13 protein-coding genes and 1 riboswitch are annotated in these 15,770 nt (G+C 46.0%); of the genes, 2 read left to right on the forward strand and 11 right to left on the reverse strand.

The genetic code is table 11. The features are described 5' to 3' along the window. Nucleotides 1-56 precede the first annotated feature (56 nt). The 7 genes from BLR65_RS06475 to BLR65_RS06505 all read right to left on the reverse strand — a co-directional run bounded on the left by BLR65_RS06475 (nucleotide 57) and on the right by BLR65_RS06505 (nucleotide 8,016). Complete coding sequence (locus BLR65_RS06475) at nucleotides 57-3,311, reverse strand: tetratricopeptide repeat protein (RefSeq protein WP_093793377.1); 3,255 nt, start codon at nucleotides 3,309-3,311, stop codon at nucleotides 57-59. A 145-nt stretch (nucleotides 3,312-3,456) separates the two neighbouring features. Beyond that, nucleotides 3,457-3,543: riboswitch (cyclic di-GMP riboswitch) on the reverse strand. A 257-nt stretch (nucleotides 3,544-3,800) separates the two neighbouring features. Further along, the gene (locus tag BLR65_RS06480; RefSeq protein WP_093793378.1) at nucleotides 3,801-4,592 is read right to left on the reverse strand and encodes a phosphatase PAP2 family protein; all 792 of its coding nucleotides are present in this window, start codon (nucleotides 4,590-4,592) and stop codon (nucleotides 3,801-3,803) included. 449 nt (nucleotides 4,593-5,041) lie between these two features. Further along, nucleotides 5,042-5,641, reverse strand: a complete 600-nt coding sequence (locus tag BLR65_RS06485; RefSeq protein ID WP_093793379.1) for a manganese catalase family protein — start codon at nucleotides 5,639-5,641, stop codon at nucleotides 5,042-5,044. Between the two features lie 26 nt (nucleotides 5,642-5,667). Further along, entirely contained in the window at nucleotides 5,668-5,925 is a 258-nt protein-coding gene (locus BLR65_RS06490) for a spore coat protein CotJB (RefSeq protein WP_093793380.1), read from the reverse strand. 23 nt (nucleotides 5,926-5,948) lie between these two features. After that, complete coding sequence (locus BLR65_RS06495; protein WP_245692517.1) at nucleotides 5,949-6,290, reverse strand: spore coat associated protein CotJA; 342 nt, start codon at nucleotides 6,288-6,290, stop codon at nucleotides 5,949-5,951. Between the two features lie 130 nt (nucleotides 6,291-6,420). Next, entirely contained in the window at nucleotides 6,421-6,696 is a 276-nt protein-coding gene (locus BLR65_RS06500) for a PspC domain-containing protein (RefSeq protein WP_093793381.1), read from the reverse strand. 114 nt (nucleotides 6,697-6,810) lie between these two features. Beyond that, nucleotides 6,811-8,016 carry an FtsW/RodA/SpoVE family cell cycle protein gene (locus tag BLR65_RS06505; RefSeq protein ID WP_245692519.1) on the reverse strand — a complete coding sequence of 402 codons (1,206 nt, stop codon included), beginning with the start codon at nucleotides 8,014-8,016 and terminating at the stop codon, nucleotides 6,811-6,813. Between the two features lie 140 nt (nucleotides 8,017-8,156). Between BLR65_RS06505 and BLR65_RS06510 the strand changes: the two genes are divergently transcribed. Next, a complete protein-coding gene (locus BLR65_RS06510; RefSeq protein WP_093793382.1) occupies nucleotides 8,157-9,077 on the forward strand; it encodes a YncE family protein in 921 nt (306 codons plus the stop codon). Between the two features lie 68 nt (nucleotides 9,078-9,145). Here the strand turns inward: BLR65_RS06510 and BLR65_RS06515 are convergent, their stop codons facing one another. The 4 genes from BLR65_RS06515 to BLR65_RS06530 form a co-directional block, all read right to left on the reverse strand. Further along, a complete protein-coding gene (locus tag BLR65_RS06515) occupies nucleotides 9,146-10,369 on the reverse strand; it encodes a DUF2935 domain-containing protein (RefSeq protein WP_093793383.1) in 1,224 nt (407 codons plus the stop codon). A 66-nt stretch (nucleotides 10,370-10,435) separates the two neighbouring features. Continuing rightward, nucleotides 10,436-11,077: a tRNA (guanosine(46)-N7)-methyltransferase TrmB gene (gene trmB, locus BLR65_RS06520; RefSeq protein WP_093793384.1), complete on the reverse strand. Its 642-nt coding sequence runs from the start codon at nucleotides 11,075-11,077 to the stop codon at nucleotides 10,436-10,438. A 13-nt stretch (nucleotides 11,078-11,090) separates the two neighbouring features. Continuing rightward, nucleotides 11,091-13,004 carry a sigma 54-interacting transcriptional regulator gene (locus tag BLR65_RS06525; protein ID WP_093793385.1) on the reverse strand — a complete coding sequence of 638 codons (1,914 nt, stop codon included), beginning with the start codon at nucleotides 13,002-13,004 and terminating at the stop codon, nucleotides 11,091-11,093. A 126-nt stretch (nucleotides 13,005-13,130) separates the two neighbouring features. Beyond that, on the reverse strand, nucleotides 13,131-14,927 hold the full coding sequence (locus BLR65_RS06530) for a heme NO-binding domain-containing protein (protein ID WP_093793386.1): 1,797 nt from the start codon (nucleotides 14,925-14,927) through the stop codon (nucleotides 13,131-13,133). A gap of 219 nt (nucleotides 14,928-15,146) precedes the next feature. On the opposite strand from BLR65_RS06530, the gene BLR65_RS06535 reads away from it, so the two are divergent. After that, nucleotides 15,147-15,770 carry an NAD(P)/FAD-dependent oxidoreductase gene (locus tag BLR65_RS06535; protein ID WP_093793387.1) on the forward strand — a complete coding sequence of 208 codons (624 nt, stop codon included), beginning with the start codon at nucleotides 15,147-15,149 and terminating at the stop codon, nucleotides 15,768-15,770.

A 15,770-nucleotide genomic window follows, 5' to 3' on the forward strand; every position in this document is an offset into this window, starting at 1 on the left:
GGTACCAGTAATAATAAGATATTGCTAACTCCATTCCAACTCACCTGCTACTAGATTTAAAAATAATGAGTTACCTGGCCCCACAGTGTTTTCCCCTTTTCCCCGGAAACTTTATCAGTTAAATCATAATATTCAACACCCAGGACGAGATTTTGGGCCAACGTATAATTCACTCCTACTCCATAGCCTTTCATGCCCTCCATAGAGCTGCCTTGACCATTCATACCATGGTCAATATAAGTTCCCCGGGCCTGATTGTAATATTTTGCAAACAAATTATAGGTTCTCGGCCTACTGTCACGTTGATCGCCATAATTAAAGCTCAGTACATAGCCGTTGTTATCCCCGTTGCTGTCCTGCAGGCTAGACCGTAAATACATGGCGCCCAAGCTAAAGTTACTAAAATTATAATTTCCGCTAATATTCCAGATGATGTTTTGCTTGTAAGTTCCATCGTCCGGTTGATAATGATAAAATCCGCTTTCCAGATTATAGTCAAAATCATTGTATCGTGCCGCTATTATAAAAGTAGCTTTTGTATCCTTGGTTTCTCCATAACTAAGCGTGTACTTTACCGGGCCGCCAAAATCCACTCTGATCCCGTCAAACCGGCTATCATAAATATTGCCTTCCGCCATTAGATAACCAAACGATCCCGCTTTCACCGTGGATGCTCCTACTTTACCGGCTACATATAGGCGGGAAAGTTCCAATTTATTATTGTAATTGGTTATATTCTTTTGACCTTCCAGCATTGCATAGGCATGCCAATCCTTACTGATCCTGCTGTAGGCATCAAGATAAAGCCGCAGTCCTGTTACGTCTTTATTAAGTCTTGCCGCACCACTATTGGCCGCATAGTGATAACGTATTTCACCATCGATGTTGATCTTGTTATTGATAAACTTGCTGCTACTGTGGCCAACCTCCATCAGATCATCAATAAGGCCTGTGTAGGTGTCCATATCAAGTTGCGCAGCGTCATGTACTTTTGGTTCCGTACTATCATTTTTCTGTAAGACTGCTGGTTTTTCGCCGCTGATAACGCTATCAACATGATTGATTATTTTTGTTGTAAGCTGGGCAAATTCAGCCTTGGCTTTTTTTATATCTAAGTTTTGCTCGTTGATTACGGCTGACGTAATCTGCGCCATTTCATAGGAAAATTCATTTCTTTGTTCACTAGGCAAAAGCGGCATGACTTTTGCCGTAATCGTAGATATGGCATAGGCAAAATCAATTTTGAAAGTTTCGGGATTAGTAATCGGCGCAGCTAAAAACGTCGTTGCAATCTGCGCCATTTCATAGGCGAATTCTTCCTTACCGTTTACTGTGGTTGCCATTCGGCTAGATTTCTCCGGATCATCCGCAGCTAGCGATTGATTGTTTACCGCAAGGAGAGAAGGCTCTTGCGGCTTCGCTGTACTTAACACCTTGGGTTCCATTCGCGAAAAATTATCCTGCACCATATCGTTTTTCGTTCCATTATCTACATTTTTATCATTAGAGTCTAATGCAAGCGCCGCAACGGCTTTACTGCGTCCATACTTACCGGTAATCGCATCCAATGCCTTGCGGGAATTCGGATAATCACCCAGCGCCAGGGCTGTGCGGGCCATGCCGGATAACCCGGCTAATTCCCCCTCTGCTTGGTCAGCCAGTGCTTGATATTGTTTATAGGCTGCGCGATTAAGCTTTTTCTTGGCTAAAACTTCGGCATACTGCTGACGGTAAATAGGCTTGGGATATTTTTTCAGGAGTAATTCAAATAGCGTTTTTCCGGCAACATACTGATCTGTATTAATAAAAGTTTCCGCATCACCAGCCACTTCGTCCGCATGGACTGCCGCTTGGCTGATATATTTATCATAAAGACCCAGGCCTTCCATAGTCCGCCCGTTTAGCATAGCTTGAAACGCCGGCGTCCGCAGGCTGATATCGTCGCCGGGCTGCTGCTTAGCAAGCTGCCGATAAACAGCCGCTGCCTTATCCTGTTCGCCAAGGCGAATATAACTTTCGGCAAGGGACCGCAGGCCCGGCAGCGGTCCCTTATATGCCGGCCACAACCGCTCCCCCTCGCGTACCGCCAATTCGTACTGAGCGCTGTTGACCAGTGCTGTGACATAGTCACTGGCCAGTGAATCCTCAATCGGGATGGTTTTCGTATAGCTGCCCAGCAGTGACGCAGCTTTTTGGTCTTGTCCTAACTGCATGTAGGCAGTGGCCAGCTTATGTTCCACGTTAAGCAGCCTTGCGGCTCTGTCCGGACTGTCAGGCAGCAGCCTGCGCGCCCGTTCCAAATCCCAGACCGCCTGCCGGTAATCTTTTATCTCCATACTCAGCATACCGCGGCTGAGATATACTTCATAATCATTAGGATTTCCGGACAGCAGCCATTCATAGTATAATTGAGCGTTTCGGGAGTCACCGCGGCGAAGATACATCTCCCCCGCCCATAACAGCGCATCCCGTTCACCGCGCAGCACAGCCGGCTGCAGCACATCCATGGCTTTATCATATTCCTTAAGCTCAAAATAAGCCGTACTCACACTTTTTATTACCGGGAAGGGCATGGTTATACCCGTATACTGCTCAAATTGACCATTTTGGGCCATTGCTACAGCTTGGGTATGTAATGATTCCCGCTCGTCTTTAGTCATAACAGAAGTCTGTTGCGTACCGGGTGCGGGTGAATCTGTGCCCGGCGACACTGCGCTATCATCTGCTATCCGATACAGCCGCAAGCTTTTCTGATACAACTGGCGATAATATTGCTGATCAGGACTAAAATCCATGACCATTTTAAACAACGCCTTGCCGCCGCCAATATTGCCCTGAGACAAAAGGGCCACAGCATCTTCCGCCGCTCCTGCCAGCAATCCCCTGTTCTCCGCCAATACCTGGTGATACAGGCTTAAGCCTCTCTCCAACTCACCACCATACAGCAGGGTGTATGCCAACCCGGCACGATAACTTTGTTTTTGTGAATTTCTGGCAATAAGCAATTCAAATCCCTTTTTTGCCGCCTGCACCCGGCCTGCCCGGATAGAACTCTCCGACACGCAATACAATACTCTCTCCGGCATAGCGTCTAATCGTGGCCATGCCGCACTGGCCGTCTCGATAACTTCTTCATATCTGCAATCATCAAACAGCGCAACAACAGCCTCTTCCTCTACCACAGTAGCATGACCGCGAACAGGATTGGCGCGGTCTGTGTCCGTCCCGGCAGCTACTGCGGCTTCACCCGGATGATGCTGTGTAGCGATTAACGCCGAAACCACCGCCAGCCAAAACCGTCTATCCTTCATTTGTTACCCCTCATCTCCCATGTAACGATGTAAGTATTGGTCTGAATTGCAGAATAGCTATCTTATCAAGATATATGTTAAATTAACTAATACCCAAATAGGTGAAAAATAAAAAAACTGTCGGTTTACTCCCAAAATCATTTGTAAGAGCAACCAGGCAGTCATAGGTAAAAGTCCCGTTAGACCCACGGCTTTGCGTCCCCGCCTTTCAGCGGGTATGCCACATGTATTGGCTTGTTTATCTGTATTTTATCTTGGTAACGCGTATATTGTCAATTTAAATTTTAGTTTACAAAAATTTAACATTTGATAATAAAAGATCTCGGCGGCTCCTAGGATTATTACAACCGCAGTCTTTGAGAGAAACAAAAAAAAAAGGCTTTCTCGCGCAATGACAGCCTTCTTTAATAATATTGTCTTAATACATGATTTTTCAAACAGAGACCTCTCTGAACCAACCAAGAGCTAGCAATATCGCGACGCATACCCCTAAAAATTCTTTCTCACTAACATTCCGGCCTTATCTTTATCTATGAATGGCTGTATTTTTGTATTAGATTTCGGGCTTGTGTTCAACTTAATTATTGTTTTAGCCGTGTAGTATCCAATTAATCCTCCTGCAACTACGTCTGATGACCAGTGGCGATTATCATATATTCGTGAAAGTCCGGTAACCGTCGCAAGTCCGTAAGCGACAGATCCGGCATGCTTGTCGTCCTTATACTCATTGGCGATAACAGTGGCTAACGAAAACGCTACAGCCGTATGTGTAGATGGAAATGAATCATGTCCCGTGCCAGACGGTCTTTTACGCGATACAGCATTTTTTAATGTTTCAGTTATAATTAAAGTACTGAATGCACTTTCCAACCCGACTTTAGAAACTTGTTTTTGTTTTTCATTACCCCAGAAATACGTTCCACCCATATAAATTACTCCTGTTAAGGGTAATGCGTTGCCCAATCTTGCTATTCTATTGCCATCATTACTATGCCTATCTTGAAACCAGTTACGAATATGATTGTCGTTTTTATAGATAAGATATGTTCCTCCACCATATAGGAAAAAACTTTTCCATTCGGAATTATCCCAGTGCATAGGTCCCGACAATACATAACCAGTATCTTTACAAAGCTTTCTAAAATTTAGCTGATTATTCTCTGATAATTCACTCTCGGCTTTACTTGATGACAGACTAGAAGCATTTGCTGTGTTCAAATCATTTAGAAGAAGTATACATAAAAAAAGGAAACCACAAACCAGCAGTATAAATTTTTTCAACGTTTCATCTCCTAGGGATGCTTGTAGTATACATCTTCGTTTATTCGGTATACGGATAACAAAAACCTCTGAAATAATAATTTATTTCTGCAATAAAATTAAGGACTTACAGCCGCTTGAATGCTAGCAGCTTTGTCATGTCCTGATGTATTGTAAACATCAACCGAAATAGGTACCATTTGCCCCGGCAGGCATAATTGGGGACATAAAAAAAGAGCCCTACCGGGGACTCACTAACTGTTTACTTTTTCTTGCAAAAGAAAATTCCTTTGCATTTATCAAATTCACGAGCTCAGCACTAATAAAATTATGATAATTTCCCAATTTTGATAACATCCGTAACAGGCTAAAGTATTATACAACCTTGTAAATGAGTCAGGAAACCATTAACCATTCCTTTACTCACAATAGGATACCCCCCCGCTGTGAACAGGAGGGTATTTTTACATTTACTCACACCCGCATTTATGTCCGTGCCAAACATGTTTGGCCTTGCACATCCATTCCTGCACATCATTCAACGTCTCGCCAAAACGTTGGAAATGAACCACTTCCCGTTGCCACAGGAAACGAAGGGTATCTTTCACACACGGGTCATCGGTACAGGCAATCAAATGCTCATACGTACTCCGTGCCTTTTGCTCGGCGGCCATATCTTCAGTAAGGTCTGTTATCGGGTCACCAAGAGCCGCAATATATTTGGCCGACCAAGGTATCCCGTTGGCATCGGTATAAAATAAGGAACAATCATGCTGAACAAACTGTCCTTCCCAGCCTGCCGCTTTAAAATCTTCGCAGTTAGCGCCTTCCGTGAGCTTATGCACGATAGCAGCAATGATTTCCATATGGGCAAGTTCTTCAGTTCCAATATCTGTAAGCACAGCTTTAGCCTTGTCTGTCGGCATGCCGTACCGTTGATTCAAATAGCGCAAAGACGCGGATAATTCCCCGTCAGGACCGCCGTATTGCGTAATAACCATTTTGGCGAATTTCACGTCCGGGCAGGTGACACGTACGGGATGTTCAAGCTTCTTCTCATAAATCCACATATTCTCTGCTCCCCTTTATCAAAAAATTAAAGCTCCCACGGCCAAGGCCCCTGCACCCATTGCCAGGGTTCCCCGGATGTACCGCCAAAACCAAAGTTTAAGAGTGGGCCATATTCACATTCATACTTTTCTTTTAATTTTCTCAGCATATCGGCTGCACAATTAAAGTCATTAAGGGCATCCTGATCACAAGGATGCGTGTCAAGATATAAATTAAGTTCAATGGCGACAAATTCCATCTCTTGAATCTTTCTAAGTAAGGCTAGCTGTTTTTCACATTTCACTGCTGTACACCTCCTAACCTAATCTATTTAGGAATTCTATAGACACCCCAAAGTTCCGGGAATAAGGTACCCTTCATCAGTGCTTCCGGCGGTGTAAATGCTTTCTCATAAGTTTGCCATGGCACATAAGAATGGGCTAATTGAATACATTCCGGAAAAGCGTCACACATATCTTCCATATCGTTCTCCATATCATTCATAGTCCCCATACAGCACGATTTTGAAGATTCCATATCCTCCTCCATGTCTTCTTCCATATCGTCTATGTCACACATATCTTCCATGTCGTGAGAATCCTCTTGCATTTTCATGACTTTACTTTTGTCTGATTTAGTATACATCGCATGTCTGGTCTTTTTACCCACAACAAAGCCTCCTCTCATTGACTTACTGTATTTTATGTGAATCCTAATGCAAATGCCACCTTACCCGCATAAAAAAAATTCGATAGGTGAAAACCTACCGAAGGAAGCATATACATACTATATAAGTCTGTTACGATACAGGCATAATTAAAAAGGCAAGAATATATAAGGCCAGCCCTGCGCCACGGTACAATACCGCCAACGCCCACGCCAATCTGATTAAAGTAACATCCAGTCCGGTATAGGTGCTAAAACCTGCACAGACACCGAAAATCATGCCATGAGCCTGATCAAGGGCTAGATGCCGGTGAAACATAGCCATATCGGCCGGGTTGGCTCCCTGAACAAACTGCCAGATTGCCAAACCGCTAAATAGATAGGCGCCTGCCCGAATAAGCCAAATCATAAGAGAAGGCCTCCCTTAGAAATTAGCTAGTAGCCTAATTTCCTGATAATGAATTACTAAATACAATTTCATTAGTAATTATTACCCTTAAGAGAGACCTTTAAACATCGCCTTTTATACGCTGGCTGGACGTGGCCCCCTTTTGACCAGCTTAAGCCTTGGCCGATCGGAGCCGAAACGTCTTTCGCCCGGCCTAAAGACCTTTGCCGTCATTCGACGTCCGACACTAATTAAAAGACCGATTGCCGCACAATTAACAATCAGCGAAGTACCGCCAAAACTAATAAACGGCAAAGGCACACCCGTGACCGGAATAACTCCGGATACCATGGCAATATTGCCGACGGCCTGTCCGACAATCAAAGCCGTTATCCCGGTCGCCAGCATAAAACCGTAACCGTCTGCCGCCCGGCTGGCAATTTGAATACCGTACCAAGCCAAAGCACCAAACAGCAATAAGACCAGCACAGCCCCAACAAACCCCATCTCCTGGGATAATACCGCAAAAGCAAAATCCGTATGAGCCTCCGGTAAATAATGAAATTTACTGGCACCCATTCCCAGTCCTGAACCCCAAAAACCGCCTGAACCAATTGCAAGTAGCGACTGGACTGTCTGATACCCGGTAGTCTGTTGATAGGACCAGGGATCCAGCCAGGCCCAAATACGTTCCGCCCGGTAGGCTGCCGCATAAACTAAATAGACTGTCATCCCTACGCCTGCCATACCCAGCACATATAATTCACGCCTTGGTATACCGGCTAACACATACAACATCAGGCTTATGCCGACAATGACGGCAGCAGTACCCATATCCGGCTGTTTCAGTACAAAAACGCCGAATATCAGCGTTACAAACAATGGCAGGGAATACAAAGTTATCATTCGCCCCCGGTCCAGTTTTGCCCCCAAATGAGCAGCCGTTACCATAATAGCCGTAAGCTTGGCTATTTCGGAAGGCTGAAACTTAAACCCCGCAATACTAAGCCAGCGCCTTGCCCCGTTAGCATCTGCACCGGCGACATGAACGGCTACCAACAAGCCAACTGTCATTATAATCGCCAGAAACAACCAGCCGCGTTGCAGCTTGCGGTAATCGGTAAAAGCAAATACCAGCATAACAAAAAAGCCGATACTAAAAGAAATCAAATGCCGAATGACAAAGAAATAACTATTTTGAAACAACTGTCCCCCCAATACAAAACTGGCACTAAAAACATTTACCGTTCCAATCAAAAATAATATACCGGCAATAGAAAATACCGCTTCTGCCGGGCTGACCCACAATTTAGGGAAGGTTCTGATCTTCCTCTCACTCACAGGCTGACACTCCCTCCAAAAAACTCATTAACCAAAAAGGATTAAAGCCAATAATATATAGTAGCATGCAAACAAATGATAACCTTCGGGTAAAAAAAAAGAGGTGATCGCATGGGGTAAAGACGTACAAAATACTTGCTGTGGATCTTACCACCCCTGCCATAATCCTTGCAGACGGACCCAGCGGTAAAATTCTTAATGAGTTAAGCTTTCCACCTGAATTAACTCCGACTGAACTTGCCGTTACCCCGGACTATACCAAAGCCTATTTGCCCTGTACCGCTACCAACGGTAAAAACAGCATATTGGCAATCAATCTAACCAATCTGTCTCTCTACAGCCTGCCAATGGCTATTCCCTATCCCGCTCAATTTGTCCTGTCGGAATCTGATCATGCACTTGCCTATCTTGCCGAGCCGGGCGGCAATCTGCACCGAGTCAACCTGACGACAATGTCGCTGGAACTATTGGGTACACCTGCCGTTAAAGCAAGCTGCGTTGGTCTGGCAGCCGACAGTGAGTCTATTTATACGGCTTGGGAACACAAAGCAGGCGGAACCATCATGGAGCTAAAAACAGATGGCACGATCACCTGGCAATATGACATAGCCGGTATCCCGACCAATATTATCTTAGCCGGCAAACGCCTGATTGTGCCGTTTACCAACACAGCTTTTACCGGTGAAGGAATTGCTTTATTTAATTTAAATAAAAAATGCTCTTCTCCAGTCGTAGTTACCATCCAATGCCCCAGTTGCCCCAACGGGCTGGCTACCTATCCATGCCATGCCGCACTGGCGGCGGATAACCGTACCGCCTATATTGTCAATGAAGATGGTGCGTCAATCTTTATTATTGACTTGGAAGCTGCAAAGATAGTTGACCGGTTGACAATCGGACGCTCGTTATCCCGCTTGTACTTAATTCCTGACAGCCAATTAGCCATTGGCACCAGCAATTTATTTGCCGACTTATGCTTAATTGATTTAACCAGCGGCCCCCTGCTGGCCGTCACTAATACCAATCGTCAATTACTGTCAACCATTGCTATCCTACCGTAATAAATTCGCTGCAAAGGCACCAAACCCCTCCCGCAAAAGCGGGCGGGGTTTGGTTTATCCATTGATTATTATTTAATTTTTCCAAGTTGCCGCGGCCAATTGCCGCCCCATTTATATTTGCCCTGTTTCCTCTTTTCCGGCTTAGCAGACGGCTTAGGAGGCAGCATTACCTTTTCGGGTTCTACGACATTAGCCGTAATAGCTACCTCATCCGGCTCCTGTGTTTTTACATTATCTTCAATAGCGACCAGTTCTGCTTCATTGTCCTCCACATTCTCCCATTTCGGGCTAATAGGAGAAACATCACTGTCCGGTAATTCTTCCCGTTGGCTGCTAGGAGTATAGTCAAGCTCCATATCGTCAATCGGCTCATCAACCTGAGGTTCACGTTCGGGGAAAACGAAGCTGTCCGGCAATTCATCACAAAGTTCTTCTTCCATCGTACTCAATGCGGCAATCTGGTTATTTTTAAACGCGGCAACATCCTTTTCCACCTTAACAACGCCTTTTTCCATCATTGCCAGCACCAGTAAAAAGTGATCGGCTTCCCGGCGAAAATGGTCCGCCATCATCGCCGGAATCGTACTTAGCATTCTGTCTTTTTCAATCATATCATACGCTGCTTGTTTAAAGTCACGTAAACGCACGGTAGCTGCCCGGCTATCTTGCAGAAAACGGTCAAAAGCCGGCAAGTCCATCGGCTTATGCTCAAAGAAACTAACATAGTCCCGGCTCTGCTGTGATAAATTATCAAATTCCGTCTCATAATCGCGAACAACCGCCAGCAAACTGCGCTCAGAGGGATCCAGCCTGCTGTCAATAAAATTAGTATGTTCTTCCATAATCCGTAGCCAAAAATCAGCTTCCAGCGCTTTAACCACGGCTAGCTTCTTGCCGGCACGAAACTTCTCCAAAATAGCCAAAAAATATTCGGCTTCGCGGATAATATGATCAAAAAACAGCGGCGGTAATGCACTTCCTAATTGATTGGTCATTGACAAACCTAGTAAAAGCTGTTTATAACGTATGAATTCCTTAACAGAATTGATACTGTCGGCAATAAGTTCAGTGAACTTTTTCTCACCTGAAATCTTCTCAGCCCGCACACGCAAGGCCTTGAATTCCCGTTCAAAAGCAGTAGCTTCTTCAATCAAATCTGGTTTATCGAAAGGTAACCCGTTCTTAATGAACAGTGCATGTTCCTCCATTATATGCAGCCAAAACCGGACCTCCTCCAAGTTAAACGGCGGCACGGGTAGAACATTGCCTGTACCAAGCGGATGACGCGGCATAGCAACACACTCCCATCCAAATAAGGATTTTAGTGTATTGTATGCGCTCTGAGCCTGAGAGTGACATTAAAAATTTACTTCGCAACGGCAGATGGGCTGTCCCAATGAACTGAATTTCGTCTCATACTCTGTCATAACATTTCCTTCAAACCCACTATGCAGCAAATCGTAGGTAACCGAGTTCACCGTAAGGCCAAATTCGTTAAACTGATCTAAAGAAAACTCAAACAACGGACGGTTATCTGTTTTAAACCACAGTTGCCCGCCTGGTTTTAAGATGCATTGATATTTCTTTAAGAATTCAATATGAGTAAGCCGCCGTTTGGCATGCCGGTTTTTAGGCCAGGGATCACAAAAATTAATATAGAGTCTGTCCACTTCTCCCGGTGCAAAGATAGTTAGAATATGATTCACATCAAAAACCAGCAGGCGGACATTAATCAGTTCCTGCTCGCAGACCTTTTGTGCAGCATAATACACAACATCCCGCTGAGCCTCCATACCGACAAAGTTAACCTGCTGCCGGTACTCGTCAGCCATGCCGGCAATAAATCTGCCTTTGCCGGTACCTAATTCAGCATGCACAGGCAAATCGTTGCCAAACAACCCTTTCCATTTTCCTTGTAATTCTTCTCCGGGATTTTGTAGTACGATATCACTAAAGCCGGTTATCGCCTTGGCAATCCATGGCTTTTTTCGCAGTCGCACCAGGCTTCCTCCTCTAGTCTTTGTCCAAGCCGTATTTTTTTAAATAACGGTACAGTGTTACCCGGCTAACGTCAAGCATATTAGCCAGACGACTGATATTGCCGCCGGCAGCTTTCCAAACTTCAATAAACGCCGCCTTGTCCTCTTTCCAGGCCTTACTTAATCCACGCTCGCCCGGCATGACAATATCTGCACGGGTAATTGTCGTGCCCGTCGTACGGAAAAAGGCCTGCTCCATAACTCCCTGAAGCTGCTTAATATTCCCTGGCCAGTCATAGCTCATAATAAGCTCTGCGGCCTCCGGTTCCAGGTATTTGGCGGGTAAATTATGCAATGCGGCCAGTTCTTCAATAATATGATTAGCCAGGCCGGGTACATCGTCTCTTCTCGCCCTAAGCGGCGGAACACGAACAACCGCATGCGAAATAATTTCATAAAATCTGGCCGAGAATACGCCTTTTTCCACAAGTTTCTTCAAATCGCTGTCACAAGCGGCAATAACCCGGACATCAATCGGGCGGGCTACTGTCTCGCCGGAACGGGACATTTCATTGGCCTCCAGGGCATCTGCCAGTTTTTCCTGCAATGCGGCCGACAACTTTTCAACTTCGTCCAGAAACAAAGTACCACCATTGGCGAGTTCCAGCTTACCTGGCCGGCGCTCGGCTTCACTGCCTCCCCGTCCAAACAAGTCCATTTCCAGGACATCTGACGGCGTATCCCCGATCCTAACCGCAATCAGCGGACCGGCCGCCCGTGAACTTGCCTGATGAATGCCGTGAGCCAGTCGCTGTTTGCCTGTTCCTGGTTCTCCCTGCAATAACAGATGATAGTCATGCCTGGCCATCCGGCCGGCCTTATCCAACATAGAAGTAAAAGTATTGCTGACACCCACCAGGCTGGATAAACTGTACCGGGCCGTATAGCCTGCGGTATGGGCTACCAATGTACGCAAATCCTCTATCGGCAATGATACGGCCACAATACTGTCCACATCATTATCATCACCCCGCAGCGGTACCACCGTCGTAATGTCTTCATACGTTTTGCGGGGCGTTATCCACGTTACTTCGCGGTTATAGGACGGTACTCCCAGAAAACCTCTATAAAGCGGAGTATGACGGTAATTTAACAAAACATTGCTTAAATTTGGGCCTTCCTCCCGGTCCTCATTCCCCGGCGGAACAATACCGGATAAACGGCTTTGCCCCAGCTTATTGGCATAGGCCACTTCGCCGCCCGGAAAAATATGATAAACGGCCAGGGGCACAGCATCAAGGATAGTATGTGTGGCCGTAAGGCTGGCCATTACCTTCAGATGCTGCTCCATCGCATATTTAATACTAAGCACCATCGCCACCATAGCGCTGTAAGGCAGCTCATCCTGTTGAACAGACACTACGGTTACCATAAACTTCACTTGATTATCCACAATAATAGGAACTGTGCAGGCATCCCCGCTCTGGCAGTCCCGAATCCACATTTCCGGCCCGAACATCAAAAAGGGAACTCTGTGCTTATAAGCAATGCTTACACTGGAAGTCCCGACATCCTCTTCCCCTAATCGCGCACCTTCAAGCTCGCCGGCGGTTTTTTGATAAAATGGCATGGCATAATTTTTCAGCACATAAATATTCTGATCCAAAAGCAGCATACTGAGATTATACGTAGTGAAATGCTCCTTAATTTCCTCATATAACCCGTCCAGGAAGCTTATCGCTGTGCCGTATTTCTCCCGTCGGCCGGCTAGTTCTTGCTCAGATAACTTCGCCTTCAGGCAAAAAGTCTCTTTCCCTACTCCCAGGTTTTCACTTCGTTGCCAGGACTCGGCGACCCATGGATGAACATTGGGGTCAATCACGCCCTCCTTGACGAATTTATCATAATATACCTTCAATTTTGTTTTATTGCGACGCTCACGAATCATACTGTACCTCCCACTGGTTTCCTAAGAATAATATCACAAATACCGGGGAATTTCATTCTTCTGGCTATCATTGATTTTACACAGACAAGGCGGGGTTTTCCCCCCGCCTTTGCTGTGACTTATTATTTAGGTGCGATAGGTATTAATATCCTCACTAAAATGCTGAATCACTTTCTTGAATTCGGTAATCTTACCCATCATATCATGCAGCTTTTCATTATAGACATGCACCGACGCGCTTACCTCCTCACTGGCCGCTGAATTTTCCTCAGAAATGGCGGCGAGTGATTCAATCTTGCCATATACCTCGTTGAGGCTGGTCATTTCGTGTTCCAGTTTGGTAACCATATCAACAATGTTATCGGCTACCAGATGAATATTATCCACATGCCGGGTATTACCGGTTACCACTTCATTCATTTGCCGGCTCTCGCTGGCAAGAACATCAAACTCAACTTCAATGGCCCGAACAACATTACCAATAATATCAATCAGTATCTTTAAGTCACTTGAGATACTTTCCGAGTGCTGCTGCGATTGCTCCGCCAACTTCCGGACTTCCTCAGCCACCACCGCAAAGCCTCTCCCCTGTTCACCTGCACGGGCCGCTTCAATGGCGGCGTTTAACGCCAGGAGGTTGGTCTGTCCGGCAATAGCGGCTACCATCCCGGTAATTTCATTGATCTTGGAAGCCTGTTCCTGCAAATGTTCGGCCGAACTCTTAACTTCGGCAAACTTGTCCAGGCTGTGCTCCAGCTTAGTGCTTGACGCCTTTATCTCGGCAAACCCTTTATTAATTTCATCCACCGCGGCCTCCAGCCGTTCCTTGTTGCGGCTCTGTTCCGTCACTACCGTTTGCAGTGTCTCCAGATTGCCGTTTAAAATACCGACGGCTGATTCCGTCTCCATGGCTTGATTGGTGGCGGCAGTAGCCACATCATGCACAACCCCTGAGATTTCGTCCGAAGTGTCCTGCATGCGCGCAGCCAGTCCGTTAAAGTCATCGCCATATGTATTCATCTCATCGGTTATCCCTTTAAAACCGATAAATTCGCTTTTTACCCTGAGTTTATATTCGGCCAGCCGATTCATAATATCCTCGAACTCATCATTGGATTCCAGCTTGGTCTCAGTATAATATTTGCGGGCCATGATCTCATTTAGTTCGTCTTTAATGGCGGCAAACGGCCGTAATAACAGCCCGGCACCACCGGCGGCAACCGCACCGTTTAGCAGAGCGGTCCATAAGGGGGCCGGTACACCCACGACAGCCAACAGACCGTTGACGATTAGGGAAATAGCGGCAACCCCTATGCCGATTTTAGCCGGAATGCTTTTTAGTACCCCGAAAGCCAGCAGTTTATTCAGGCGGTAAACGCGGGTATAACTAATCGGTTGGGGGAAAGTAATCAGCATTTTAAGATGCTCTGCGGAAGACTCGATAATCTCAGTCTTTATATCTTCCTTAAAAAATTCGGCCGCCCCGGCGAGCAAACCTTTCATATAACCGAACATACCGCGCTTGGAACGATAACTCAATACCGCTTCATATTCGGCTACCGGCTCAAGCAGCAATTCAGGCGGCTTAGCCCCGGGTATTCGTTTTACCATTACAATATGGACATTATACATCGAGCGCAGAAAAGAATACAAACTCTCCTGACGGAAAAAGGCCGGATAAGCCTGCGAGAACGTTTTAATATTATCCTTACCAATATTTAACCAAATTTCATCTTGGTTTTTACCGGTTCGTTCCGCTAAAGATTTCACAAATAACTTAGGCTTGTTATCATCGATTTCCTCAGTGGGTAAAAACATTTTATCGGGTTCCCAGCCAGCGTTCTGCATAGCCTCTGCTGTTAATGATTCACCCCATATTTTACGGGCTGTGTTGACCCAAGTCCCAACAACTGTCCCTTTCATAAGAATCCACTCCAATATTATAAAAAATTATTGTGTTTTGTTGGAAATCATTCTCCTCGTATATTCTCGCTTATAGTATTATTTTCCTCTATTATTTTTGCAAAGCGTATGACTTTTTACAGATAATACACTCACTAGGTACCCCCGCTGCCGTGAGGTAAATCACGGCCAGAATGACTCAAATCCTTTATACTTAAGAAAACGCTAAGGGAGGATATTATGACGCTTCGCTCTACATTACCCCTCGCCCCCTACCTGCCGGGCGGCCTTGTTGCACCGGCCCAGCTATATCGCATCGCCGAAATTGGTGAAAAATATGGAGCCACCATTAAGCTTGCCGGCAATAGTATTGTCATTCTCGGCCTAAGTCCGGAGGACCGCGCTCTGGCTTTGGCTGAACTCGGCCTTAACGATCAGTCGCTGTCTGCCAAGGCCATACGCAGTGTGGCCATATGTGCCGGTAAACCCTTTTGCCCCCGCGCCCTGCAGGACAGCACCGCGCTTGGGCTGGCTCTGGAAGACAGGCTTTACGGAACAAAGCTTCCCGGTAAATTGCGCATCGGGGTCAGTGGCTGCCCTAATGCCTGTTCAGAAATATTTATTAAAGACATTGGTCTGTACGGAGTTGCTGCCGGCTATACCCTGGTCGTAGGCGGCAGCGCAGGACGCAACGCCCAGGCCGGACGTATGATTGCCAATAAAGTACCGTCAGCCGAAGTCTTGTCCCTAATTGGCCAAATACTTGACTATTATAAAAAATACGGACAACCGGATGAACGGCTGGGAGAACTGATCAGCCGGCGCGGCTTCGAGGATTTTGCCGTACATCTCGGGGCAGACTAA

The sequence above is a fragment of the Sporomusa acidovorans genome, from assembly GCF_900101845.1.
In the GTDB taxonomy this organism is placed as follows: domain Bacteria; phylum Bacillota; class Negativicutes; order Sporomusales; family Sporomusaceae; genus Sporomusa; species Sporomusa acidovorans.